Consider the following 24,439-nt stretch of genomic DNA (forward strand, 5'->3'; position numbering starts at 1 on the left):
TCGACGTGCCCGTCCAGGTGCACCACGCGCTCGCCGAAGGCGTAGTACCGGAAGGGCTCCACCGGCAGGGGCAGCAGTTGCGGACGCTCCTCGCCAAACATGGCCGCCACCTGGCGCTTGGTGGTGCCGTGGATTCGAGTGTCCGCCCACCGGGCCTCCCACGCGTCGAGGTAGGCCTGCGCGGCCGGCAGGGACTCGAAGCGCAGGCCCTTCAGAGGCGTGCGTTGCGCGTGCCCCACCGCGGACTCCACCTTGCCCTTCCTGTCCGGGTGGCGGACCCGCGCCGGCATGGCCACGGCGCCGTAGTGGGCCAGCACGTCCCGGAAGAGTGGATTGAGGGCCGGCTCGTATACGTCGGCCGCCAGCACGCCCTCGCGCAGGTTGTCCAGCACCACCGTGCGCGCCACGCCTCCCAGCCGGCGGAACGCCTCCTCGTGCAACTGCGCCCACGTCCGGCTGGAGGACTTCCAGCACAAAAGCCTCACCGACTTGCGGCTGTAGCCCAGCGTCATGACGAACATGCGCGTGCGCCGGTACTTCCCCGTCTCCGGGTGGCGCACCATGGGACCCTCTCCGTAATCCACCTGCGCCTCCTCGCCCGGCGCCGTGTGGATGACGGCCTTGGCCTCCGGGCCCTGGCTGTCCCTCAGCGCGCGCACGAAGCGACGCACGCTGATGTAGCTGCCCGTGTAGCCCTGCGTGTCGACGAGTTCCTCGTAGACGGCGCGCGCGTTGCGGCCCACCTCCAGCCGCTGCTGCACCAGGTCCACGTACGGGGCGACGATGCTCGCCCTCAGGTGCCTGACTGCGGCACGGCTGCGCGGTGCGGCGTCGGTGGTCCCCTCATTGGCCGGTTTTGCTCCCGAGGAGGACGCCTCGCCCGCGGGACGCACCTCGGTGGTCCCCTCATTGGCCGGTTTTGTCTTGCCCCACCGGCGCGGCGGACGCACTCCTACTCCCGCCGCCTTCAGGTAGCCGCTGGCCGTCTCACGGCGGACCCCCGTCGCCTCCTCGATTCGTCTCAGACTCCAGCCCAACCGACCCAGGGCGATGACCTGCTGCTGCTTCTCGTCGCTCAAGACGTTGCCCATCCCCCAGGCGGACTCCACGTCCTACCCGGGCGTCAACGTCTCGGCCCTCCCCTTTGGCCGCTTTTCAGGGGACCTTCATTGGCCGGTTTTGGGTGACCACTGAGGGCGGGGACAACCGCTCGCGAGCCATCAAGCAGTTCGCAAATAGCGACTTGCTCTCCTTTGCGATGTTCTCGGTACAGGACTGGAACCTGCTGGCCCACCAAGGGGTGCCATTGGTATTGGACCTGGGCAACTTCCGCGATGCTTACGGCAGAATGAACGGGGCGTTGCTGCCTTTCGCAGCGCCGCCTCCGAGCGGTTGTTGTTCAAAGGCAGCCGCTCGTTGTCGACGAAGCGCGTGAGGGCCTCCCACTGCTTCGTCGCGTAGGAGAGGGCCTGTCCCATGGGGCTCTTCGGCGGGTGGCGCGGCGTCTGGACTGCGAGCCACGTCGACAGACGCGCGAGAATGCGAGTGCTGGACTCCTGGCGCAGCGCTCGGTGCGCCGCGGTGCCCACGAGGTCCGCGTCCCGCGCCTGGGCTTCCACGCGGTAGAGCTCGAGGATGAAGTCCATCGCCTCGCGGGCTTCGGGCGCGGTAGAGAGTGCCTCGAAGAAGCGACGACGCAGGTGGGCCCAGCAGCCGACGCGCGTGCGGCCCTCCGGCAGCGTCACCGCGTTGTAGCCGGTGTACCCATCCACCACGAGCGCGCCCGTGGTGTCACCCAGCACGTCCTTGGCTGTCTTGCCCGCGCGGCCCAGGCTGAAGCGGTAGCCGATGAGCCACTCACCCTGGGGCGTCTGGGTGAGAAACGTCCAGAGGTAGCCCCGGCGCGTCTTCTTCACATCCAGCACCCGCAGCGGCGTCTCGTCGGCCCACACCACCTCCGCCGAGGCGATGCACTGCAGGAGGTGAGAGGACAGCGGCAGCAGCGTCTGGGCGGACTGGTGGAAGAGGTCCGTCAGCGTGCTGCGGCTCATGGGGACGCCGCCGCGCTCCATCCGCTGGGCCAGCCGGTGCAGGGGCATGGCGTCCGCGCACTTGGAGACGACGACGTGCGCCAGGAGGCCCGGGCCGTACTCGCCCTTGTCCACCACCTTGGGCGGCGCGGGCGCGGTGACGACGCCTCGGCCACACGCGCACGCCAGGACTTCTTGCGCGTGTACCTGCTTCTCGAAGAAGGCCGGCACGTACTCGTACACCACCGTCCGGCGCCCCTCTCCCAAGGGCTTCAAAGCCTCGCTGCCGCACGCCGGGCAGCGCCGCTCCTCCGCGGGCACCTCGTGCGGGACTTCGCGCTCCACAGCCCCGGCGGCCTTGCGTGCCGCGCGCTCGCGGCGCGTCTGCAGTGCGCTCGCGGCCCGGGCCGCCTCGTCCTCCGGGCTGGTGGATGACGGCCTGAGCTCCATGGCCACCGGCGGCAGCTTCTCCGTCTTCCTGCCGAAGACGCGCCGCTCCAGCGCCGCCATCTTCGCCTCCAGCGAGGTCATCCGCTCGCGAAGCTCTTCGGCTTCCTCGCGCCAGGGGCAGAAGTGGTCTTGGGGCAGCTCTCGTGGCACCTGGTGCCAACACCTCGCCACCCAGCGGCGTGCCCGCGCGCTACGAGGACGTGCGCCCGGGCGGCGTCCAGGCGGGCGAGCGTTTGACTTCGGTGACGTCCATGCCGTCCAGCAGCATTGCCAACTGCGTCGCGTCCAACTGCACCGCGCTTGCGTCCGCGTCCACCTTGGGCATCCGGAAGCGGCCCGTCTCCAGCCGCTTGTACAGCAGCACGAAGCCGCCCCGACTCCACGTCAGCACCTTGAGGCGGTCGCCCCGCCTCGAGACGAAGGCGAAGAGATGGCCGGAGTAGACGTCCTCACCCCAGGCGGACTTCACCAGTGCCATGAGGCCATCAATCGACTTGCGCATGTCCACCGCCTCGGTGGCCAGCACCACGCGCACGGACGCCGGAAGCGTGAACACTCGCTCACCTGCTCAGCGCGGTGACGAGCCGGACCACGTAGTCGACGTCGGCGCCCGACGGGAACCGCAGCCGCGCTCCGCTCGCCAGCTCCACCTCGAGCAGCACGGGAGTCTCCTTCGCAGCGGCGGAGACCTCCACCGGCAGCAGGCGCACCGCAGGAGTCTTCTGGGGGCGCTGGCGGCGCCGCCGGTACACCCACGACTGCAGCGTGCTCAGCCTCAGCCCTCGCTGCGCGGAGAACTCCTTCTGCGTCAGGCCGCTCGCCTCGAAGGCTTCGGCGACTCGGAACCACTCCTGCTTCTCAACCGGCTTCGACATTCCGGCCAGGGTCCACCACGACTGCTACCCCGGCAATGCCTCTCGCCACGTCGCTCGCCGGACGGTTACGCAGCAACCGATTCACCGTGGCGCGGCCGACCTGGAACTGCTCGGCCAATTCCTCGTACGTCTTGCCGGTCGTCTCCCGCACCTTGAGGATGCGGCGACGTAAGTCCTCGGAAATCGGTCGGGTCATCCCCCGAGCAGATCACGCCCGAAGGATCGGCTCAACCGAGCTCCGCTGTCACACCAGCCGTGGGCAGTCCCAGGTGCTCCAGAATCGCGCGCACCCCTCTCAATTCCTTCACGGACGCCAACCCCCGCCGCCTGTCTCCACACACGCAGGCGAACACATATGCTGTCCAGGTACGTGTGATGCCGCTAGTTGTACTTCACTGGTGTGGAGGCTCATTCAGCCGCAGACGAAACCTTCCGCACACGCTTGCTCAGGTCCCCCAGCACGCTCTCGATCTGCTCCAGCGCCGACCGCAAATCGTCGGCAATCTCCGCTGCGACAACAGGTGGGTCCGGCAGCTTGGTCGAGTCCTCCAAGCTCTCATCTTTCAGCCAGAAGATGTCAAGGCTGCACTTGTCCCGCGCGACTAGTTCCTCGTAGGTGAACACGCGCCACCGGCCCTCTGGGTTCTGCTTCTCGTCCCAGAGCGGCTTGCGCTGGCTGCGGTTCTCCGGGTTGTAACAGGCGACGAACTCGTTGAGGTCGGCGCGCGTCATGCGCCGCGTCTTTAGCGTGAAGTCCTTGTTCGTGCGCAGGTCGTAAATCCAGAGCTTCTTCGTCCAAGGCTCGTTCGCACCCGGCTTGCGGTTGAAGAAGAGCACGTTCGCCTTCACGCCCTGTGCGTAGAAGATGCCCGTCGGCAGCCTGAGCAGCGTGTGGACCTCGCACTCCTGCAAGAGCTTGCGCCGGATCTTCTCGCCCGCCCCGCCTTCGAAGAGCACGTTGTCGGGCACGACAACGGCGGCGCGCCCGTGGATCTTGAGCATAGACTTGACGTGCTGGACGAAGTTCAACTGCTTGTTGCTCGTCGTCGTCCAGAAGTCGGGCCGGTTGTAGGTGATGGTCTCCTTGTCCGTCTCACCCTCGTCGTTGACGACGGTGATGCTCGACTTCTTTCCGAACGGCGGGTTCGTTAGCACCACGTTGACGTGGCTCGACGGCTCGTTGCGCAGCGAGTCCTCACCGCCCTGGATCGGCGGCTTCCGCGAGTCGTCATCAGGACCGATGCCGTGGAGGAAGAGGTTCATGGCGCACAGGCGGGCCACGCCGTCCACGAGTTCGGTGCCGCGGAGCGCCTCGTATCGCAGGTGCTTCTTCTGCTCCTTGTCGAGCTTGTACTTCGTGGCGAGGTAGTGGTGCGCCGAGAGCAGGAAGCCGCCGGTGCCGCAAGCCGGGTCGGCGATGACGTCGTCCGGCTTCGGCTGGATGCAGTCCACAATGGCGTCGATGAGCGGCCGAGGGGTGAAGTACTGGCCCGCGCCACCCTTCACGTCCTGCGCGTTACGTTCGAGGAGGCCCTCGTAGGCGTCGCCCTTCACGTCGGCGGTCATCTCCAACCACGACTCGTTGCCGATGAGATCGACGACTAGCTTGCGGAGCTTCGCCGGGTCTTGGATCTTGTTCTGCGACTTCCTGAAGATGAGGCCGAGCATCCCGCCCTGCTCGCCGAGCTTCTTCAGCGTGTCGCGATAGTGCTGCTCCAGCTTCACGCCTTCCATCTTCGGGTTGGAGAGTTCCTCCCAGCGGTAGCCCTTCGGGATGGGCTGCTCCTCGCCCGTGAGCTTGGCCCGCTCGTTGGCCATCTTCAGGAAGAGCAAGAACGTCAACTGCTCCAGGTAGTCCTGGTACGACAGGCCGTCGTCACGAAGGACCTGACAATAGCTCCACAGCTTCTTGACGATGCGCTCGCTCTGTTCGCTCATGATGCAGCCTTCGCCTTGCGGGCTCGGGACTCCTTGACGGGAGCTGCGGTTGCGCGCTCAGCCTTGATGCGCGCGAGGAGCTTCTCTGCGGGTTCGTCGCTGGGGTTTTGGTCGACGAGCTTGCCCTCGAATGCCCATCTAAGGATCGACTGTCGGAGGCGTACAGTTCGCCGTTGAGTATCCGCCACCATTTTCATTGATACCCTTTGAACCGATTCCAGGCGCTCGACTTCCTCGACGATACGCCTTTGCTCCTCGACGGGAGGAAGCGGTATCAGCCACACAAGCATTCGCTCCGCAGTCAGGTGGACGATGCCGACGCCAGGAGCGAGCCGCGCGAACTTTCCAGTCACACAGTCGCGGAGAAAAACGAGCCGGAGGAACTCCGGCAGGAGCGCGCGCTCATCAATCGCACGAACTCTCAGGAGGGTCTTCTGGTAGCAGGCGCCGGGGATCTCGTCGCGCCAAATCGCAGGTTTTCCAGCTTCCATCGGGCTGCCTGAGGCCTCAGACAGAAGCACGTCGCCCCACCTCAAACGATATCGTTCTGGATTGGGGAACCCCATCTTCTTTACATCGGAGAGGTCCAGCCCCTCCCAAGTGATGTTGGCAGCTCTAACGTACGGAATCTGCTCCTCAGCACCAGCGTGAACAGGCGCGCGCTGCTGGCCAAGTTGAACCTCGGTGACCTGCTCAAGTCGAACCCAACACCACCCCTCTGGCAACTCCGGCGCCTTGCTCGCATCCGGCGGCGCCGGCTCTTCGTACTTCGCCTTCCACTTGTCGTCCTTCGGCGGCTTCCCGGCCTTCTGCAGCCGGGCCAGTTCGGCCTCCTCCCAGCGGCGGCGGCGCTCTTTGAGGATGCGGTCCAGGAGCACCTGAGCGGGCTCGTAGTCGCGACCCTCTTGCCGGGCGATCTCCGCCTCAGTTGGAACCAGACGGCCCTCCACCGCGGCATTCAGGACCGAGGCGCGGTACGCCTTCAGCTTGGTATGGACCCGTTCGAGACTTGCGACGGCGGCATCGAAGCGAGAAAGGTAACTCTCGACGGCATCGACGATGCGCTGCTGCTCGTTCGTTGGTGGCAGCGGAAGTTGCTGCTCTTCCAGGAACTGAATCGGCACGCGGAGCTGTCCCGCCGTACCAGTCATCCGCGCCCGGGCCTGGCGACGAAAGCTCTCTTGCAGGAGGTAGTGAAGGATGAATCGCCCCTCGACTCCTTCGCGTGGTCGAAAGACGTGGAATTCTGTCGTCCCTGCACCGATTCCGCCAATCAAGCCACGCGCGAATGCGGCCTTACCATTCTCCATGCTCGGGGTGATCTTCGCCATCACCACGTCGCCCTCTTGGAAGCGCGTATACCCCTTACGGACTTCGGACCACTTCTTGGCGACTGTCGCATCCATGCGCCCCGTCATCTCCTCGACGGCAGCCATAGGAACGAACGAGACGAGAGCCGAGTCGGAAGGCACTTTGCTTGGATTCGGCGGATTGATCTCGGTAACTTCAGAAAGCAGCGCCTCGGCCCAGTTGCTAGGCAGATGCTTCGTCATGCAGCCAACACCTCGTTCAGCTCGCGCACAACGGCGTGCAGATCCCTGCCGAACACCTTGCTCGCCCGCGCGAGGCCACCCTCGTTCGTGAAGGGACTCAGATCGAAGTCGTCGATTTCGACCTCCAGGCTCGTGGCGATGTGGTCCCTCATCATTTCCAACCACCGGCGCTGTTCATCGGTGAACTTCCTACCCTTGTTCGCCTGCTGTGCAAACCAGTTCTCGAATCGCGCCAGCACGCGCTCAGCGTGCGGCACCAGCTCGCCGTCCTGGTGCAGCGCGAAGCGCACGAGGCTGACCACGTCGGTGAGGAGCCGCCCGGCCGATGCGCCCCGAACCTTCGATTTCTCCAGGGTCTCGTAGGCCCGCCACAGCGCGTCGGGCGTCCATGACCTCGGCGGCGACGAGATGGCGTCTGCGAGCGCCTTGATGTCCTTGTACTTGAGCCGCCTCTTGTGGGGCACCGAGTAGAAGAATCGCAGCGCCTCGATCTCGTCCATGTGCTCTTTCAGGAACTGCTCGAAGGACTGCACCAACGACTGCGCCCGCTCCTTCGCCTCGGCGCTATAGCCGGTCTGCTCCTCGATGAGCGTGTCGATGCTGACCTCATCGACGATCTGCTCGAACTTCTGGCGGAGTTCGATGAGCAACTTCCGCAGCTCGGGCATCCCCATGAGCGGCTTCGTGGCCGCGAGCTTGAGCGGCTTGGTCGCCTGCTTCACCTGCTCGTCGGTCGGTTCTGCGTCCTGTGGAAGGTGGAAGACCTTGCGGGCCTCTTCGTCCTGCACATCGGGGTCCACCGCATGCAGAAGTCTGGAGGCGATCTCCGACAGCGTCATGCCTCCGGTGACCTCGGCGATGCGCTTCGTGTCCTCCGGGCCGCACTGCTTGTCGATCCGCGCGATGCGGCCCGCAAGTGACGAGAGGTGGTCGTCGTTGGTACCGCCCGAAGCGACGTGCTCCAGCAGGTCCTTCAGCGGGACGCTCGGGTTCTTCTCCAGCGGCTTCGTATCGGCGAGCTTCGCCTCGCAGACGCCCACGCAGTCGATGATGAGGAAGCGCGTCTTCGCCTTGGCATCCGGCGTGACGGCCCGAAGCTCGTCGGGGTTGATCACGCGGACGCCGCGCCCCTTCATCTGCTCGAACAGCACGCGCGATTTCACCGTGCGCATGAACATCACGATCTCCACCGGCTTGATGTCCGTGCCGGTGGCGATGAGATCGACGGTGACGGCGACGCGCGGGTAGTAGCTGTTGCGGAAGCCCTGGATGAGGTCGGCGGGCTTCGTGCCCGTCACCTTGTACGTGATCTTCGATGCGAACTCGTTTCCCTTGCCGAACTCCTCGCGCACGATGCGGACGATGTCTTCGGCGTGGCTGTCGTCCTTCGCGAAGATCAGCGTCTTCGGCACTTCTTTCCGCTCGGGGAACGTCTCCTTCAGCACCTTGTCCCGGAAGGTGCGGATGATGAGCCGGATCTGGTCGATGGCGACGACGTTCTTGTCGAGGTCGCTGCCGGTGTAGCTCACGTCCTCGTCGGGAGCCGCCCAGCGGACCTTGCGCGTGAGCCGGTCTCGGTAGCCGAGCATGACGCCTGGGCTCGCGTCCACCGTCGAGCCCCGTGCCGTGATCTTCGTGCGGATCTTGTAGACGTCGAAGTTGACGTTCGCGCCGTCGGCCACCGCTTGCTCGTGCGGGTACTCCATGACGACGTTCCCATGGAAGAACCCGTAGGTGTGCTTGGCCGGTGTGGCGGTGAGCCCGAGGAGGTGGGCGTCGAAGTATTCGAGCACCTGCCGCCACAGCGAGTAGATGCTCCGGTGGCACTCGTCGATGAAGATGATGTCGAAGAACTCGGGCGGAATGGCCTTGTTGTAGACGACCGGCAGCGGCTCCTTCGCCGACACGTCGTCGCTGTCGAAGCGGGTGTGCGCCTCCTGCTCGGGATCGAAGTCAGGCTCGCCCTTCAAGGTTGAGTAGAGCCGCTGGATGGTCGAGATGACGACCTTGCTCGACGAGCCGATGGTATTCGACGTGAGCCGCTGGACGCTGTACAGCTCCGTGAACTTCCGGTTGTCATCGGGCGTCCGAAAGCCCTGGAACTCCTTCTCCGCCTGCTCGCCGAGGTTCGCCCGGTCGACGAGGAAGAGCACGCGCCGGGCACCGCCGAACTTGATCAAGCGATAGAGCGCGGTGACCGCGAGGAGCGTCTTGCCGGTGCCCGTCGCCATCTGGATGAGCGAGCGGGGCCGGTCGTCGAAGAGGCTCTTCTCGATGTTGGTGACAGCCTTCACCTTGTTCGGCCACATGCCGGGAAGGTCGACCGGGGGCATCGCCCGCAGACGGGCGCGCAGGGTCGAGGGCTTGGTGTCGTCCGCCTTTGTGTAGAAGCCCCCCGAACGCTTCAGCCATTCATCCAGCGTATCGGCCGACAGCCACTCCCGGAGGGTCTCGGGCCGGTGGAACGTGAAGACCTCCCGCGTGCGCGGTAGTGGGTCCAGGTGGTTGATGAACGCGGTCTCTTCGCCCGTCGAGATGTAGGCGAAGGGCAACGGTTTGTGGGGAGCCTCCAGCGCCAGGGGCAGCCCATCCACGTACCGCTTCGCCTGGACCTCGACGTTACGGACGGGAACTCCGGCAGGCTTCGCCTCGCATACCCCGACGGCCCTGCCATCCACGAAGAGGAGGTAGTCGGCGAAGCCATGGCCCTTTTCGAGCTTGAACTCCCGCACCGCGACGGCCGGAACGGTGAGGTTCATCTCGTCGCGGTCCTGGACCGTCCACCCTGCCTCTTCGAGCAGGGCGTCGATCTTCTCCCGCGCCTTTGCCTCGGGTGCGTTCTTGCTTCCTGTCGGAGACACTGGGGGCCTAAGTATAGGCGAAGGTACACGGGAGCGTGCAAGCGGGCGGCGGGCTGGCGCAGGCGCCGTCTACCCGCCCCAGGTGCCACGCTCGCTCCCTCCTCATCTGCTTGTGGGAACTGCCACCGTAACCCACGGTGGTCCGCTTATTATTGCGGCTCCGGGAAGCCTTCTGCTCGGAGCCGCGCACGTGCGCCGTTGGCCCAACTCGGAATCGGCATTCTCGGGTGGTTGTACCAAGTAACAACAACCTTCAGACCAGCGGCGGCAAGTTTCTTTCTCAGCCTGTTCTCCATGAGTGCACGATTATCGGCTCCAAGCAGAAGGATGCCGACCGGCTTCAGGATCTTCGCGGCCTTGAACGTCCACTGGTAGCGTCGTTCGTTCATCTTCTTGATGAAGTCGGCGACTTCATCGTCGGCGATCTTCGAATTGGTCTGGCGCAAGGCTGCTTTCAGGTCCTTCTCCACCGGTGCGCGGCCGTGCTGCTTTGCGACCCTGGGATCCACAAAGGCCAGGGGACACGGGTTGAGAAAGAACGCCCGCTCAAGCCCCTTCTCAGCAGTGCCGTACAGATTTGTCAGCAACTCATAGACCGGCCAGGAGCTGTTCTCGGAGTTGTTGCTCGGGTTCAGAAACGGAAGCAGCTCTTCCGGCGCCTGCCCCCGCTCCCCCTTCCACTTACGCGCTGCCAGTAGCGCATTGAGCAGCTTGGGCAGGCGCGTGGCGATCACGCACTGATCCGTGAGAGGCATCCCGGTCTGCAGCATCCCATAGAGCCCGGGGTTCAGCCCCACCACGAGGAGCCCGCCTTCCTCAGGGGGGTAGAGTTCAAGCCGCAACCTGTGCCAATCATTGTCATCCTTGATCGGATTGAAGCACTTCCACCCCGTCGCAGCCGCGATGCCGGTCCGTTTCTTTTCCCAGGCCGCACCAAGCTTGGTCCAATACGCATCCAACTTCTTCGCGAGTTCGTTCACGCGCTCACCCCCGTCAGCCCGTCCCGTACCATGGCCGCCACACTCCAGAGGGGACCACGGAGCAAGAGTCCGAGTGACGGCTTCAGTTCCACACTCTGGCCACCGACGTAGTGACATCGGTGATACCGTCCCCGCCGCGCCTGAGCTGTGGCTGGGTGATCATGGGGTCTCCCTTGCTGGAGAACCGACCGGATGCCCTCAAGGCCTGAGGCGTAACTTCCCATGCCATGAGAACTTTCGAGAGATCCTTCGAGAGCCAGATGCAGAGACTGAGGTCGAAGTTCAGCCCAGGCTCATGTTCGAACTGTGGTGCAGTAACCGCCGTTCTCGCTTTGGCCTGAATCCGGCGACCGTCGGCGGCAATGAGGTCGAAGCCATTCGTGTTGCCACGAGCCAACTGCCCGCCGTAGTACCTGCACGCGATCCATTCGCCGACGCCTTCAACAACCGTTCTGCCGCCCACTGCCTGTCGCAGCGCTCGTTCCGCCTCAGCGAAGTTGCGAACTAGCTCTCTGATGTCGCTCGTCACAGAGTGCTCCGTTGTCGAAGTTGAATCGAGGTCTTCACGACCCGCCCAGATGGTCCGGTCCCTTAGCCCCCTGTACGGATTCTGTACAGACCGGGCCGGTGACGTGCGAACGCCAGCGACGGCCTACGGTCAGTCAGAATAGGGGGTTACGGCTAAGGGTTCAGAAGGTGAGGGGCAGGGCCGCGATTATGAGACCGCCGCTCTAACCAGGTGAGCTACCTAGCCACAAAGTGACGCCCGTATAGCGGGACAAGGACGCCGCCGCAAGGACTTCGACGCAGGGAGGCTCGGGAGGAGTGCCCGGGGCGGACGAGGGGGGCGGGCCATGGCGGACGGCGCCGGCGGCGGGGCCTCCCGCGCCCGGGCCTTCAGGTCCGGACTCCTGGGCTCGGAGAGGGCGTGAGGCCGGCCCTCCGGACCGCGCCGATGTGGAGGGTGGCCGGCCTCGTCGAATCCCCGCGACCTGGTGGGTCGAGCCGCGGGTTCGGCCCTTCCCCTCGTCGCCAGGCGCGGTGGGTGGAGCAGGCGGTGCTCACCACGACCGAAACCCGTCACGGTGCGAAGTCATTTCAATCAGGCCGATGCGCTCATCCATGCGGGCTCGGTATGGCTGAGCATGAAAAATGGAGCGCGAGCCTGCCCGACTTGCAAGGTTGGGATTGAGGCCCGAGCACCTGCGGACTCAAGACGTCACCCGACATAAAAAAGAGAGGAGCTGATGGAATCATCCCCATCAACCCCTCTCTGTGCATCTGAAACGAGGAACGACCAGCTTTACAGCTGACATCAACGACTCACTACTACTAGCGCGCCTTGGGGCCGCCGCGGACGTGGATCTTGATCTTCATGTCGTGCCTCCTTTCAAGACGAACGCTAAGTGTAATCGAAGCTCGATGTCAAATCGAACAAACGATCAATGTGCGACGCATTGCGGCGATGTGGACGACGTCCCTGTCGCATCGAGATGCCTGTATTCATGCAATGGGAGCGTGAATCCCAAAGCAGCGGCCGAGGTGTTGACAGGGCGCGACCATTAAGGCGACTTTGGGTTCACGGACCATGGCATATCCCTTCGAGCGGACCCTTCGTTCCCTGAACTACGAGTCGGACACGCGCCTCGTGTTCGTCGCTCTGATGGTCTTGTGTGCTGGCGGGCTCGTCGCCTGGTCGTTGTTCGCCAAGGTCCCGCTCGTCAAGGCCAGCTCACAGGCGCGGATCGAGCCCCATAACGCCGTCCATCGCATCGAGCCGCCCAGTGCGGGCAGGGTCGTGCGCTCGTTGCTCAAGCTCGACCAGACGGTCAAGGAAGGCGACCTGCTCATCGAGTTCGACGCACGGGCCGAACGCCTCGAACTCGAGCGGAGCCAGGCGACGCTCGCCGCGACCGAGAAGGAACTCGCCATCATCCGCCAGCAGATCACCAACAAGCGCGACGAGGCGGCCCTGACGGCGGCGGTGGACGAGGTGGCCATCAAGGAGGCGCTGGAGCGGGAGCAGGAGCTCGCGCCCAGGCACCGGCTCGCGGTGGAGCGCGCGGAGCTGGCCCTCAAGAGCCCGACGGGCGCGGTCTCCGAGATGGAGAAGCTCGAGCGCACGACCGATGTCGACGCGCTCCGCTCCGCGAAGGCGGCGCAGAGCCTGGCGCTCACCCGACTGCGGCGCGAGCAGAACGTGCGCCGTCAAGCCCTCGCCGCGCAGCTGCTGGAGCTCGAGCGAGAGGCGCTGGGCGCCGAGGGGCGCATCCGGGAGCTCCAGGGCGCCATCGACCGCCTCGAGTACCAGATTGACCGGAAGCTGTACCGGGCGCCGGCCACGGGCCACCTGGTCGACGTGGCGGAGCTCGGCTCGGGAGCATTCATCGCCGACGGGCAGCGGGTCGGCACCATCGTCGCGAGCGACGCCGAGGTGCGCGTGCGCGCCCGCTTCCCGAAGGAGGTCGTCGGGTTGATCGAGCCCGGTCAGACCGCGCGCCTCAAGCTCGACGGCTACCCGATGACCATCTACGGGACGGTCCCCGCCAGGGTGACCGCCGTCGGGACCGAGCCCGGCCAGACCGCCACGCCCGAGGCCATCCCGGGCACGGTGCGCGTCGAGCTCAAGTTCGCGCCGCCGGAGGACCCCCGCATCCAGCTTCGCCACGGCATGACCCTGTCGGTGGAGGTCGAGGTCGCGCGGGCGTCGCCCGTCGCGCTGCTGATGCGGGCGGTCGGCGAATGGAATCCGCAGCCCGATGAGCCGCCCGTGACCGTGTTTCGGCCCGAAGCCGAGGCCCGCTGACCATGACTCCTCCCAGGCGTCGGTCCTCAATCATTCCCGAGGTGATCCAGATCTCGGCGACGGATTGCGGCCCTGCTTCACTCAAGAGCCTGTTCGCGGGGATGGGCGCCGAGCTCAACTATCGCGTCCTCCGCGAGGTGTGTCAGACGGACGTCGACGGCACCTCGATCGTCACCTTGGATGAGGTCGCCAACCAGCTCGGGCTCGACTCCGAGCAGGTGATGCTCCCGCTGGACCACGTGGTGGTCCCCGAAGCCAAGGCGCTTCCCGCCATCATCGTCACGCTCAGCGCGGGAGGGCGGCCGCACTTCGTGGTGCTGTGGAATCGCATCGGCCCGTTCATCCAGGTCATGGACCCGGCGGCGGGCCGCCACTGGACCCGGATCTCGACGCTGCTGAGCCACCTGTACCAGCACACCACCTCCGTCCCGGCGGACGGCTGGCGCGAGTGGGCCGGGTCCGAGGAGGCGGTCGCCACGTTCGAGCGCCGCCTGCTGGACCTGGGGGCGACGCAGGCGCGGGCGCTGGTGGCCCAGGCGCTCGAGGACCCCGGGTACCTGTCGATCGCCAGGCTCGACGCCGCGTGCCGGGCGTCCGAGGCGATGATTCGCGCGGGCGCCGTCCGGAGAGGCCGGACGGCGGCCAGTCTGCTGCAATCCATGGTCGCGAAGGACGCCTCCGGCGAGGTGCCCATTCCCGCGACCTATTGGTCCGTTCGCCCCAACCCCGAGGTGGACGGCGAGCTGTCGATGACCGGCGCGGTGCTGATGCGCATTCGCGGCTGGCGCGAGGCTCCGCGCGAGGGCGAGGACGCGCCCAGGGCGGTGCTCGCGAGCGACCTGGCGACGGAGCTCGTCGCCAAGCAGGTGAGCCCCGCGCGGACGCTGCTGCGCCTTCGAGGCCAGGATTCGTGGCTCGTTCCGGGCCTGATTGTGATGGGCCTGGTGTTCGCCACCTTCGGGCGGCTCCTGCAAGCGCTGATGCTCCGTGGCGTGCTCGACCTGGGGCGCGACCTGGGCACGTTCGCGCAGCGTGCGACGGGCATGGCCGTGCTCGCGGGCGTCGCGCTCTGCTTCATGCTCATCCAGATCCCCATCTCCTTGGGGCTGCTCGGCATCGGCCGCCGGCTGGAGGTGCGGCTGCGCAAGGCGTACTTCGAGAAGCTCCCGGAGATGGAGGACCGCTATTTCCAGAGCCGGCTCGCCTCCGACATGGCGTCGCGAACGCACAACATCCAGGCGATGCGCTCGCTGCCGCTCCTGCTCTCGCAGGCCTTGATCCTGTCGCTCGAGGTCGTGAGCATCACCGTCGCGCTCATCTGGGCCGCGCCGTACGCATGGCACATCGTGCTCGCGCTCGCGGCGGTCACGCTGCTGGTGCCCCTGATGGCCCAGAAGCTGCTCTTCGAGCCCGACCTGCGCGTGCAGATGCACTCGGGCGCGCTCAGCGGCTTCACCCTGAACGCGCTCGTCGGGCTCACGCCGATCCGCATCCACGGCGCCGAGCGGTCGCTGCGCCGCGCGCAGGAGACCTTGCTCGTCAGCTGGACCAAGGCGCGCTACTGGCTGCAGACGCTGTCGGTCGGGCTCGAGGGCGTGCTGATGCTGGTGAGCTACGGCCTGGTCATGCTGCTCGTCTATTCGTACCTCGCGGGCACGAGCCGGGCTTCGCTGGTGTTGCTGGTCGTCTACTGGGCGCTGCGCTTCCCCATCCTCGGCCAGCGGCTGATGGTGCTGAGCCGCGCGTTCCCGAACGCGATGAACCGGGTCCGCCGGCTCCTCGACGTCATCGGCGATATCAAGGAGCCGCAGGCCCGGCCCGAGGCGCCGGTGCAGGCGCCCGTCGCGCCCGCGGCCTCGGCCGACGCGAGCGGCGTTTCCATCGTGATGGAGAAGGTCCGCGTGAAGGGCGGCGGTCACACCATCCTCGACAAGGTCTCCTTGAACATCGCCCCCGGCGAGCACGTGGCCGTGGTCGGTGTCTCCGGAGCAGGCAAGTCGACGCTGGTCGGCCTCCTGCTCGGCTGGCTCCGGCCGGCGCGTGGTGAGATCCGGGTCGACGGGCAGGTGCTCGACCAGGTCGCCATCGAGCGGCTGCGGCGCACCACGGCCTGGGTGGACCCGGCGATCAGCCTCTGGAACCAGAGCCTCCTCGACAACCTCCGGTACGGCAACGACGGCGCGCACGGCTGGGCCCTGTCGGGAGCGCTCAAGGGCGCGGAGATGCTCGACATCCTCGAGGCGCTTCCAGACGGGCTGCAGACGTCGTTGGGCGAGGGCGGAGGGCTGGTCTCCGGTGGCCAGGGTCAGCGCGTGCGCCTGGCGCGCGCGATGCTTCGCTCCGGCGTGCGTCTGGCCATCCTCGACGAGCCCTTTCGTGGTCTCGATCGCGACCGGCGCGCGCGGCTGCTCGCCGAGTCCCGGCGGCTCTGGAAGGACATCACGCTGCTCTGTGTCACCCACGACGTCGAGCACACCCAGGAGTTCGATCGCGTGCTCGTGGTCGAGAACGGCCGGATCCTCGAGAACGGGTCGCCGAAGGAGCTGCTCGCGAACCAGGAGTCGCGGTACGCGGTGCTCCTTCGCGCCGACCAGGAGAATCGCACCCTGCTGTGGGGCGGTGGGCGCTGGCGCCATTGGTGGCTGTCGGGCGGCCAGCTGGTGGAGAGGCCGGCGCCGAACCCGGCGGAGACGCCAGCGCCAGAGCCGGTGGAGACGCCTGCCGCGAAGCCCGGCCCGGGCGGGTTGGAGCTGGTGGGATGACGCGCGCGAACTCCGACCTGTTGTGGCCGGTCGAGCGACTGCCGGACGCGCTGGAGCAACTGGCGCAGCGGCAAGGCTATGGCAGGGCCGGGGGCGAGATAGCTCCGCCCGCGGCGGCCGTCGAGCCGAGCCGGGTCTGGATGTTCGCGCTCGGAGACCGGCTCGGCGTGGAACTCGAGCCGATCACGCCGCTCTACCATGAGCTGCCCGACGTCCTCGCGCGCGCCGCGCCCTGCATCCTCCAGGTCCGGCGAGACGGCGTCCCGTCCTATCTGGTGCTGCTGGGGACACGGCGCGGGAAGCTGCGCCTGCTCGCGTGCGACGGCACCGCCGTCCTGGTCCCGAAGAAGAGCGCGCTCACGCTCCTGCGCGAGGAGCAGGAGGCCACCGCCGCGGAGGTCGACCAGCTGCTTGGCGGCGTGGAGATGTCGCCCCGCGCGCGCGAGCACGCCCGCTCACAGATGCTGCTGCAGCGGCTCGGCCAGGCGCAGCTGCGCACCGGCTGGATCATGCGCCCCCGGCGCACCGCGAGCCGGCGGACGCTGCTCGGCGACATCCCGTCGCTCATCGCCGGCATCCTCGTGAGCCACACGCTGCTCTCGCTGGTGCTGGCCTTCTCGTTCTGGCTGCTCGGCCGGGCCGCGCTCCAGGCCCACCTGGAGACCGGCTGGTTCCTGGGGTGGATCGCCGTCATCGCGTGCGCGATTCCGCTGCGCATGCTCGAGGTGTGGTGGCAGGGCGTGTTTTCCATCCGGCTCGGGACGCTGCTCAAGCAGCAGCTCCTCACGGGAACCCTCAAGCTGACCCCCGACGAGGTGCGGCTGGACGGCATCGGCCGTCATTTCGGCCGCGTCGCCGAGTCCGAGGTCGTCGAGCAGCTCGCGGTCGGCGGCGCCCTGCTCGCGGTGTTGTCGCTCGTCGACCTGGTCCTGGCGGGGGGCATCCTCGTGCTCGGGGCGGGAGGGTGGCCCCAGACGCTGGTGCTCGTGCTGTGGGTCGTGGTCGCGTTCGTCCTCGCGCGCCGTCACTACGGCGTCCAGCGGGCGTGGTCGAGCGCGCGCGTCGAGATCACCCACGACCTGCTCGAGCGCATGCTCGGCCATCGCACGCGGCTGGCGCAGCTCCCCCTCGAGCGCTGGCACGATGGCGAAGACATCCGCTTGAGTGCCTACTCCGAGGTCTCGAAGGTCATGGACCGCCGGACCATGCAGCTGACCGCGCTGCTGCGCGACGGCTGGTTGGTGCTCGCCCTGCTGACCTTGCTGCCGGCGTTCAGCACCGGGACGGCCAATGCCAGCGCGCTGGCGGTGTCCGTGGGCGGCATCCTGCTCGCGCTGCGGGCCTTCGACGAGGTCGCCGTCTACTTCCAGCAGGTCTCCCAGGCGGCGGTGTCGTTCGAGCAGATCCGCGACCTGCTGGCCGCGGTGGGCCGCCCCGAGCTCGAATCGAAGGTCCCCCTCGAGATGGAGGGAGGCAAGCCCACGGACGCCGACAGTGGGACGCTCATCGAGGCGCGGGGCGTGACCTTCCGGCACGACGCGCGCACCCGGCCGGTCATCGAGAACTGCTCGTTCCAGATCGCGAAGGACGACCGCATCCTGCTGGAGGGCCCCTCCGGCGGTGGCAAGTCGACGCTGGTGTCGCTGCTCACGGGCCTGCGCTCGCCGCAGGGCGGTGTGATGCTGTTGCACGCGCTGGACCGCGCGACGTTCGGCGCCTCGGGCTGGCGCAAGCGTGTCACCGCCGCGCCGCAGTTCCACGAGAACCACGTCCTGTCCGGCAGCTTCGCGTACAACCTCCTGCTCGGGCGCGAGTGGCCGACGTCGCCCGAGCTGCGGGCCAAGGCCGCCGCGCTGTGCAAGGAGCTCGGGCTGGACGAGCTGATCGCCAAGATGCCCGCCGGCCTGGAGGAGATGATCGGCGAGACCGGCTGGCAGCTCTCGCATGGCGAGAAGAGCCGGCTCTACATCGCGCGCACGCTCTTGCAGGGGGTCGAGCTGGTCATCCTCGACGAGAGCTTCGCCTCACTTGATCCGGAGACCATGAGGGTCGCGCAGCGCTGCGTCCTCAACCACGCGAAAGCCCTCGTGGTCGTCAGCCACCCATGAGACTTCGACTCCCGCTCGCCCTCCTCGCGACGACCTTCTCCGGTTGTGGGCTGGTCCGTCCCGTCGTCGTCACCCCGCCACCGGCACCGAGCAGCTACTCGACCGCCATCGAGCCGCCCGCGCCGTCCACCGCACCCGAGGGCGGGGCTCCAGACCCGCGGCCGTCGAAGGAGGGCGGGCCCGCGCGGCCCGCCGAGCACGTCACCCAGGACGAGGTCTGGTGGTCGGCGTTCGCCGACCCGGCGCTCGACGCGGCCATCCAGGAGTGCTTCAGCAACAGCCTGGTCCTGCACGACGTGCGGGACCTCATCTACGAGAACCAGCTCGACCCCAACGTGCCGCAAGGTTGGTGGTACCCGCTCCAGGTCGGCGTCCTCAACCCGGCGGGGCTGAGTCAGGTCGTCGCCATCGTCCCGCCCGCGCCGGCGACCCAGGCCCGGTACAGCATCGCCACCGCCGATGTCGGTCTGACCTACCAGGTCGACCTGTTCGGCAACCTCGCCGCGCAGCGGAGCGCGGGCTTGAACTTCGCCGAGCAGCAGCGTCAGCTCACCGAGGCCCGCGTCCAGGACCTCGCGCAGCGCATCGCCCAGGTCTGGTTCGACATCCTCGAGGCCCGCGCGCTCAGGGACCTCACTCAGCGGCAGATCGACTACAACAAAGAGCTGCTCCGCCTGATTCAAGCGCGGTTCGAGCAGCACCTCACGCCCCGGCTCGCGGTGCTGCAGCAGGAGCAGCTGCTCTTGAACCTCGAGGCGCAGGTGCCGCTCATCTCCGCCCGGAACGCGCTCTTGAACTCGGAGCTGAAGGCGCTGCTGGGCCGGGTCCCCAGCCCCGCGGACGACATCGTTCCCCTCGAGCGACAGCTTCCAGATCTCCCGCCTTCGCCCAACCTCGGAACGCCAGGAGACCTGAACGCGAACACGCCGGAGATGCGGCTCCAGGAGCTGCGCGTCGCCGAGGTCGAGCACCGCATCAACGCGAACCGGGCGAGCTGGCTTCCGGTGATCCAGCTGGTGGGCAGCGTGGGCGCCGCGAAGGTCGGCCTCTCGGAGCCGGTCCTCCACCAGTCCGTCGTCGGCGTGAACCTGACCTGGGCGATGTTCGATGGCAGGCGCTTCACCGAGCACAAGCGACTGCCCATCCAGCTCCACCGTCGCCACGTCCAATACGAGCTCGCGCTGAACACGGCGATCGGCCGGGTGCAGGATGCCGTGGTCCAGGAGGAGACCGGGGCGACGAGCCTGCGCGCCCTGCGTGCGCAGGTCCTGCTGGGGCAGCAGCTCCTGGACGAGGCGAGGCGGCTCTTCGAGCAGGGGCGCTCGGACTACCTGACGGTGCTCTCCGCCCTGACGAACCTGGTCGGGCTCGAGCGCGCGAGTCTGCAAGCACAACGGCTGCTGCTCAACCATCGCGTCGCGGTCTATCGTTCGCTCGGCGGCACCTGGTCGCGCGACGTCACACTGAAGCGGGAGTGAGAAGCCATGGCACAGCTGCAAGCGGATGAGATGCTCTACATTCCCAATCGAAGGCGGCTCACGCACGACCGGCTCGACGCAGGCGATGGCCAGAAGGTCCTGCACCTCTTCTATGGCGAGGTGGAGCTCATCTTCGACGAGCCGGACATCGCGCCTTTGGGCGAGAAGCTGCTCCAGGTCGAGCAGTTCCAGGCCTCCGATGCCATGGCGTGGTCGGACGGCGCGCCCCATTCCTGGGAGAAGATCCGGGACCTGCTCGAGATGTTGATGGAGCAGCGGGTGTTGCGGCGGGTCTCGGATGGGCCCGCGAGCCGCGCCGCGGTGTCGTATCCCGAGCGGTTGGGAGAGGTGCCCGCCGGGCGTGAGCCGCTCACGTTCAGCGCCCACGACAATCGTTGCCCCGTGCTGACGGAACAGGCGTTCGGACGGGCCTTCGAGCTGTCGAACCTCGAGGTCGTCGTGCCGGTCTACCGCGTGGCGCATCCGGCGGTCGACGGTGATGGCCGGCAGGTGGGCGAGAACAACGTCACACCGCGCACGTTGTTCCTCGACCTCCCGACCGTGCGCAAGCAGTGCCACTACGCGGGGAGCCGCTATCAGAGCGAGCTCCCGATGAACGTAACGGCGATGAAGGCCATGGCGCGTCAGTGGCCGGAGCTGCTCTCGCTGACCGAGCAGTTCCGCCGGGCCTTCCTCACGCGCATGCCGCCTCGGACCCCAGGCGTGCTCACCGCGGGCGAGCTCCACATGCAGGTCGTCTGCACGCTCGCGTCGGTGGGGTACGTGATGGTGCGGGGCGTCGATCCGGCGCGGAACGGCGAGCTCGACAGCGGACTGGCGGCCATGTTCCGGTTGATCGACGGCGTCCGCCTGGTCACCAATGATTTGGTGCGCGACGCCCCCGAGCAGCCCGTCACCGCGCAGACCATCGTGGACTACGCCGAGCGTCACGCGGTCTTCCATGGTCCGCACGGCGTGTGCGCCGGACCGCCGGCGCTGATCAACGAGTACATGCAGGTGTTGACCGGCCTGGCCCCGGCGCCCATCGATGTCCAGCCCGACATCGCGGCGCGCCTGGGAGATCTCGACGCCGCGCTCGATTACGGTCTGCTCGGGCAGCGCGTCGAGGCGGTGGTCCGCTTCCTCGGGGCGAGCCAGGGGCTGCTTCACGAGCGGCTCCGGGCGGCGTTCGCCGGGCACCTCCCGCGCACCGCGCTGCAGGAGTTCGTGGAGGCGCCCATCGACGTCGCGCGCTACCCGCTGCTCCGGGACGACTTCCCGCTCGCCGAGACCTACCAGCGGGAGATCAATCTCAGCCGCTGGTTGTTCGCGCGCATCGGCGAGGCCCTGCCGGGCACGCCCCAGGGTGCCTCGCTGGACGCGCTGGCGAAGCTGGACCCCGCGGAGCAGGCCACGAGCCAGCGGCGACTGGCCGAGTTCTTCGCGCATGGGCTGCCGGCGGACAAGGTCGTGGCGGAGCCGCTCCGCGGTGAACTCGCGGGGGTCGTCGCCAGCGCGTTCGCCCTGGAGCGTCGGTGCCTGGGCGTCGTCGAGCGCGAGCAGTCGATGTTGAACCAGCGGCTCCGGCGCTCGGACCACCCGCTGACGGGCGCGGACCTGGCCGCGTTCACGCGGCCGCGCAATGGCCCCCCGTTGGCGGAGACCCTCGCGCGCGGCCTGGGCATCTCGGTCACCAGCCACGCTGCCTCGACCGTGCTGAGTCACGGAGAGAGCAGCCTCACGTTGAAGGACTAGAGGGTTCGATGCATCCAGAGCTCGTCCGCCGCTTCCATGAACCGATTCGCGATGAGGCCGCGCGCCGGTACGGCCTTTCGCCCGAGCAGCTCACCGAGCTCACGGCCTTCGAGAACTTCGTCTACGAGGCGGAGAACGAAGACGGCGAGGGCTTGATCCTGCGCATCTCGCACAGCACGCGGCGAACCCTCGACTACACGCTGGGGGAGGTCGAGTTCGTTCGCTACCTGGCCGCCGCGCGCATCCCCATCGCCTCGCCGGTCCTCTCCGAGTCGGGGCAGTTCGTGGAGCGCATCGAGGACCGCGAGCCCGGCAGCTACTTCGTCGCCACCGCGTTCGAGCGCGCGCCGGGCATCGTCTTCGACGACGCGCCTCCGCTGAAGGAGCGCTACTGGAAGCCCCCCCTGTTCCGCGACCTGGGCCGGCTGTTCGCGCGGCTCCACAACCGCGCCCAGACCTACGCGCCCTCGAACCCCCGGCTCAAGCGCCAGGAGTGGCATGAGTACGACGTGGTCGACATCGACCGGTTCGCGCCCCCCGAGGAGAAGCTCGTCCGCGAGCGCACCGCGGCGATCATCGCGCGACTGAACCAGCTGCCGCGAACTCCGGAGAGCTACGGGCTGATCCACGCCGATCTCCACATGCACAACTTCTGCTTCGCCGAAGGGAAGATCACCGCGTTCGACTTCGACAACTGCGAGTATGCGTGGTTCGTCAAGGACATCGCGGTCCTGCTCTTCTACATCGCGCGAGGCGAGGAGCGGGATGCGCGGGACGCGGCGGTCACCGCGTTCCTGGGGCCTTTCCTCGAAGGGTATCGGGAGCACCGCCGGATGGACGCCGAGTGGCTCGCGGCCGTGCCGGACCTGCTCGCGCTCCAGCGCTCGATGAACTACGCGCTGTTCCACCAGTATCGCGACCCGGCCGTGCTCGACGAGAGCACGCTCGACCGGTGGGGGCGGTTCAAGCGCGACATCGAAGCGGACACCCCCGTCCTGCAGATTGACTTCACGCGCTTCTAGCGTGAGGGAGGGGGCCCCTGTCGAGAGCGTGCCGCGCGAGGCGCGCGCGCTTCAGCCGGCGGCCCGCGCGAGCGCCGCGAGGAGCTCTTCGCGGTACGCGCCATAGAGGTCCTCCGTGCGGAAGCCCTCGGGCAGCCTGCCTCCTCGTCCGACGAAGAGGAGGATGAACAGGTCGAGCCGCAGCAGGTCGATGGGACGGGCGCAGTAATGGCTGAAGGGATGTCCCTCGTGGTGCTCCGCCGGAACGAGCGTCTCCGCGAGCCGCCTGAGCTGCTCGGAGGCACCCGCCACCGCGGAGGGCGCCGCGAGCTTCGGACGCTGGATGATGTGCTCGGCGATGGACGCGGGCAGCACGCGTCGGGCGACCTCGCGCAGCAGCACCTTCCGGGTCTCTCCTCGCAGGCGCCAGGACCACGGCAGCGCGAGGGCCAGGTCGCGAACCCGGGTGTCCAGGAACGGCACCCGCACCTCCAGGCCATGCGCCATGGAGCCGTGGTCCCAGACCCGCAGGTGGGAGTAGCGCAGCGGGCTGTCGAGGAAGAAGCGGTGGACGGCCTCGCGCAACACCTGCGGCTCCCGCGTCGACAGGGTGGAGAGCACCGCCTTGGTCTCGCGGCACTCCTCCGGCGCCACCCGGCGGGTGCGGATGAGCCGGTTGTAGTTCTCCATCGAGGAGCGGACCCACGGCTCGGGGGAGGCATGGACGGCGTAGCCGGCGAACAGCTCGTCCGCGCCGTCGCCACAGAGCACCGTCTTGACGTGGCCTCGGATGTGCGGCGCCGCGCTCTCCACGAGGGAGGCCTCCATGGGCGCCTCCAAGGTGACGATGGTCTCGGGCAGCGCCCGCACCAGCCGCTCGGAAGAGAAGAGGTACTCGTGGTGCTCGGTGCCGAGCAGCGCCGCGAGCTCCCGGCTCGCCCGCACGTCGGGGTGGTCCACGGACTCCGCGGCGGTGAAGGTGTGGACCGGGGAATCCCCCTGCGCGGTGAGCAGCGCGGTGAGCAGGGAGCTGTCGAGCCCGCCGGAGAGGAAGACCCCCACCGCGTGGTCCGCGACCCGCTGCCCCTCCACGGAGGCACGCAGTCGGGAGAGCAGCGCCTCCACGAGCGCCTCGGGCTCCGTGGGCAGCTCCACGGGCCGCGTCCCTCCGTGCCGGCCCTGCTCGAGCTGCAACACCCCCTCCGGACCGCGGCGCACCGTGAGGGTGCCCCCGGCGGGCAGCTCGCGGACCGCGTGGAAGAAGGTCTTGTCCCCGAGCACGTTGTGGAGCGTGGACCACTCGAAGAGCGAGGCGCGGTCCAGCTGGCGAGGCACCGCGGGCTCCTCCAGCAGGGCCTTCAACTCCGAGGCGAAGACGAGCCGCCGTCCTCCATCCACCAGGGCGTAGAGGAGCGGCTTGATGCCGAACGCGTCCCGGGCCAGCCAGAGCTGCTCGCCATCCGTCGCCGCGAAGGCATACATGCCCTCCAGCTCCTCGACGCAGCGCAGCCCCTCGTGCTCGAAGGCGCGCAGCACCACCTCCGTGTCGCTGCGTCCCTCGAACCGGACGCCTCGCGCCTCCAGCCGGGAGCGCAGCGCCTGATGGTTGTAGAGCTCGCCGTTGTAGACGAGCACGGGCTGGCCGGTCCGCCCTCGCATGGGCTGGGAGCCCGTCTCGAAGTCGAGCAGGCTCAGCCGCGTGCTGGTCAGGCCCGCGTGGCCCAGCACGGCCGTGCCCGAGCCATCCGGCCCCCGGTGGACGAGGCGTTGCCTCATCCGCGAGAGCACGCGCTCGTCCACCCCTCCGAACATCCCCGCGATGCCGCACATGCCAGGTCGCTC

Annotated in this window: 17 protein-coding genes; 6 read left to right on the forward strand and 11 right to left on the reverse strand. The window is 67.6% G+C overall.

Annotated features, from left to right (window positions below):
- From istA to K8625_RS38620, 10 genes are all read right to left on the reverse strand, one after another.
- Positions 1 to 1,091: IS21 family transposase (gene istA / locus K8625_RS38575; RefSeq protein WP_223785519.1), on the reverse strand; the 1,091-nt coding region annotated here is incomplete at its 3' end.
- A gap of 129 nt (positions 1,092 to 1,220) precedes the next feature.
- On the reverse strand, positions 1,221 to 2,630 hold the full coding sequence (locus K8625_RS38580; RefSeq protein ID WP_223785520.1) for an IS66 family transposase: 1,410 nt from the start codon (positions 2,628 to 2,630) through the stop codon (positions 1,221 to 1,223).
- A 40-nt stretch (positions 2,631 to 2,670) separates the two neighbouring features.
- A complete protein-coding gene (gene tnpB / locus K8625_RS38585) occupies positions 2,671 to 3,036 on the reverse strand; it encodes an IS66 family insertion sequence element accessory protein TnpB (protein ID WP_223785521.1) in 366 nt (121 codons plus the stop codon).
- 4 nt (positions 3,037 to 3,040) lie between these two features.
- A complete protein-coding gene (locus K8625_RS38590; protein ID WP_223785522.1) occupies positions 3,041 to 3,355 on the reverse strand; it encodes an IS66 family insertion sequence element accessory protein TnpB in 315 nt (104 codons plus the stop codon).
- The gene (locus tag K8625_RS38595; protein ID WP_223785523.1) at positions 3,339 to 3,551 is read right to left on the reverse strand and encodes a helix-turn-helix domain-containing protein; all 213 of its coding nucleotides are present in this window, start codon (positions 3,549 to 3,551) and stop codon (positions 3,339 to 3,341) included. The genes K8625_RS38590 and K8625_RS38595 overlap by 17 nt, the downstream gene beginning before the upstream one ends.
- A gap of 212 nt (positions 3,552 to 3,763) precedes the next feature.
- Positions 3,764 to 5,293, reverse strand: coding sequence for a class I SAM-dependent DNA methyltransferase (locus K8625_RS38600; RefSeq protein ID WP_223785524.1), 1,530 nt, complete (start codon positions 5,291 to 5,293; stop codon positions 3,764 to 3,766).
- Complete coding sequence (locus K8625_RS38605; protein ID WP_223785525.1) at positions 5,290 to 6,846, reverse strand: restriction endonuclease subunit S; 1,557 nt, start codon at positions 6,844 to 6,846, stop codon at positions 5,290 to 5,292. Before K8625_RS38605 ends, K8625_RS38600 begins: the two co-directional genes overlap by 4 nt.
- Positions 6,843 to 9,707: a type I restriction-modification enzyme R subunit C-terminal domain-containing protein gene (locus K8625_RS38610; RefSeq protein WP_223785526.1), complete on the reverse strand. Its 2,865-nt coding sequence runs from the start codon at positions 9,705 to 9,707 to the stop codon at positions 6,843 to 6,845. The genes K8625_RS38605 and K8625_RS38610 overlap by 4 nt, the downstream gene beginning before the upstream one ends.
- Positions 9,708 to 9,856: 149 nt before the next feature.
- A complete protein-coding gene (locus K8625_RS38615) occupies positions 9,857 to 10,687 on the reverse strand; it encodes a hypothetical protein (protein WP_223785527.1) in 831 nt (276 codons plus the stop codon).
- An 82-nt stretch (positions 10,688 to 10,769) separates the two neighbouring features.
- Positions 10,770 to 11,216: a hypothetical protein gene (locus K8625_RS38620; protein WP_223785528.1), complete on the reverse strand. Its 447-nt coding sequence runs from the start codon at positions 11,214 to 11,216 to the stop codon at positions 10,770 to 10,772.
- A gap of 1,119 nt (positions 11,217 to 12,335) precedes the next feature.
- On the opposite strand from K8625_RS38620, the gene K8625_RS38625 reads away from it, so the two are divergent.
- Genes K8625_RS38625 through K8625_RS38650 form a run of 6 tightly spaced genes read left to right on the forward strand, consistent with a single transcriptional unit; the run spans position 12,336 to position 22,618 of the window.
- Positions 12,336 to 13,493, forward strand: a complete 1,158-nt coding sequence (locus K8625_RS38625; RefSeq protein ID WP_223785529.1) for an HlyD family secretion protein — start codon at positions 12,336 to 12,338, stop codon at positions 13,491 to 13,493.
- A gap of 2 nt (positions 13,494 to 13,495) precedes the next feature.
- Complete coding sequence (locus tag K8625_RS38630; RefSeq protein ID WP_255666303.1) at positions 13,496 to 16,255, forward strand: ATP-binding cassette domain-containing protein; 2,760 nt, start codon at positions 13,496 to 13,498, stop codon at positions 16,253 to 16,255.
- The gene (locus K8625_RS38635) at positions 16,252 to 18,363 is read left to right on the forward strand and encodes an ABC transporter ATP-binding protein (RefSeq protein WP_223785531.1); all 2,112 of its coding nucleotides are present in this window, start codon (positions 16,252 to 16,254) and stop codon (positions 18,361 to 18,363) included. The genes K8625_RS38630 and K8625_RS38635 overlap by 4 nt, the downstream gene beginning before the upstream one ends.
- A complete protein-coding gene (locus K8625_RS38640) occupies positions 18,360 to 19,841 on the forward strand; it encodes a TolC family protein (protein ID WP_223785532.1) in 1,482 nt (493 codons plus the stop codon). The genes K8625_RS38635 and K8625_RS38640 overlap by 4 nt, the downstream gene beginning before the upstream one ends.
- A 6-nt stretch (positions 19,842 to 19,847) precedes the next feature.
- Positions 19,848 to 21,596, forward strand: coding sequence for a hypothetical protein (locus K8625_RS38645; protein WP_223785533.1), 1,749 nt, complete (start codon positions 19,848 to 19,850; stop codon positions 21,594 to 21,596).
- Positions 21,597 to 21,604: 8 nt separating this feature from the next.
- Complete coding sequence (locus tag K8625_RS38650; RefSeq protein WP_141330216.1) at positions 21,605 to 22,618, forward strand: phosphotransferase enzyme family protein; 1,014 nt, start codon at positions 21,605 to 21,607, stop codon at positions 22,616 to 22,618.
- Between the two features lie 51 nt (positions 22,619 to 22,669).
- On the opposite strand, the gene asnB is transcribed toward K8625_RS38650, so the two are convergent.
- Complete coding sequence (gene asnB / locus K8625_RS38655; RefSeq protein ID WP_223785534.1) at positions 22,670 to 24,427, reverse strand: asparagine synthase (glutamine-hydrolyzing); 1,758 nt, start codon at positions 24,425 to 24,427, stop codon at positions 22,670 to 22,672.
- Positions 24,428 to 24,439: the final 12 nt, after the last annotated feature.

This window comes from Myxococcus sp. AS-1-15, assembly GCF_020037055.1.
GTDB classification, from domain to species: domain Bacteria; phylum Myxococcota; class Myxococcia; order Myxococcales; family Myxococcaceae; genus Myxococcus; species Myxococcus fulvus.

Excerpts from the sequence above, each read along its gene's own strand:
- K8625_RS38590 (WP_223785522.1), bottom strand. The coding sequence starts at position 3,355 with ATGTCGAAGCCGGTTGAGAAGCAGGAGTGGTTCCGAGTCGCCGAAGCC.
- K8625_RS38595 (WP_223785523.1), bottom strand. The coding sequence starts at position 3,551 with ATGACCCGACCGATTTCCGAGGACTTACGTCGCCGCATCCTCAAGGTG.
- K8625_RS38600 (WP_223785524.1), bottom strand. The coding sequence starts at position 5,293 with ATGAGCGAACAGAGCGAGCGCATCGTCAAGAAGCTGTGGAGCTATTGT.
- K8625_RS38605 (WP_223785525.1), bottom strand. The coding sequence starts at position 6,846 with ATGACGAAGCATCTGCCTAGCAACTGGGCCGAGGCGCTGCTTTCTGAA.
- K8625_RS38630 (WP_255666303.1), top strand. The coding sequence starts at position 13,496 with ATGACTCCTCCCAGGCGTCGGTCCTCAATCATTCCCGAGGTGATCCAG.
- K8625_RS38635 (WP_223785531.1), top strand. The coding sequence starts at position 16,252 with ATGACGCGCGCGAACTCCGACCTGTTGTGGCCGGTCGAGCGACTGCCG.
- K8625_RS38640 (WP_223785532.1), top strand. The coding sequence starts at position 18,360 with ATGAGACTTCGACTCCCGCTCGCCCTCCTCGCGACGACCTTCTCCGGT.
- K8625_RS38645 (WP_223785533.1), top strand. The coding sequence starts at position 19,848 with ATGGCACAGCTGCAAGCGGATGAGATGCTCTACATTCCCAATCGAAGG.
- K8625_RS38650 (WP_141330216.1), top strand. The coding sequence starts at position 21,605 with ATGCATCCAGAGCTCGTCCGCCGCTTCCATGAACCGATTCGCGATGAG.
- asnB (WP_223785534.1), bottom strand. The coding sequence starts at position 24,427 with ATGTGCGGCATCGCGGGGATGTTCGGAGGGGTGGACGAGCGCGTGCTC.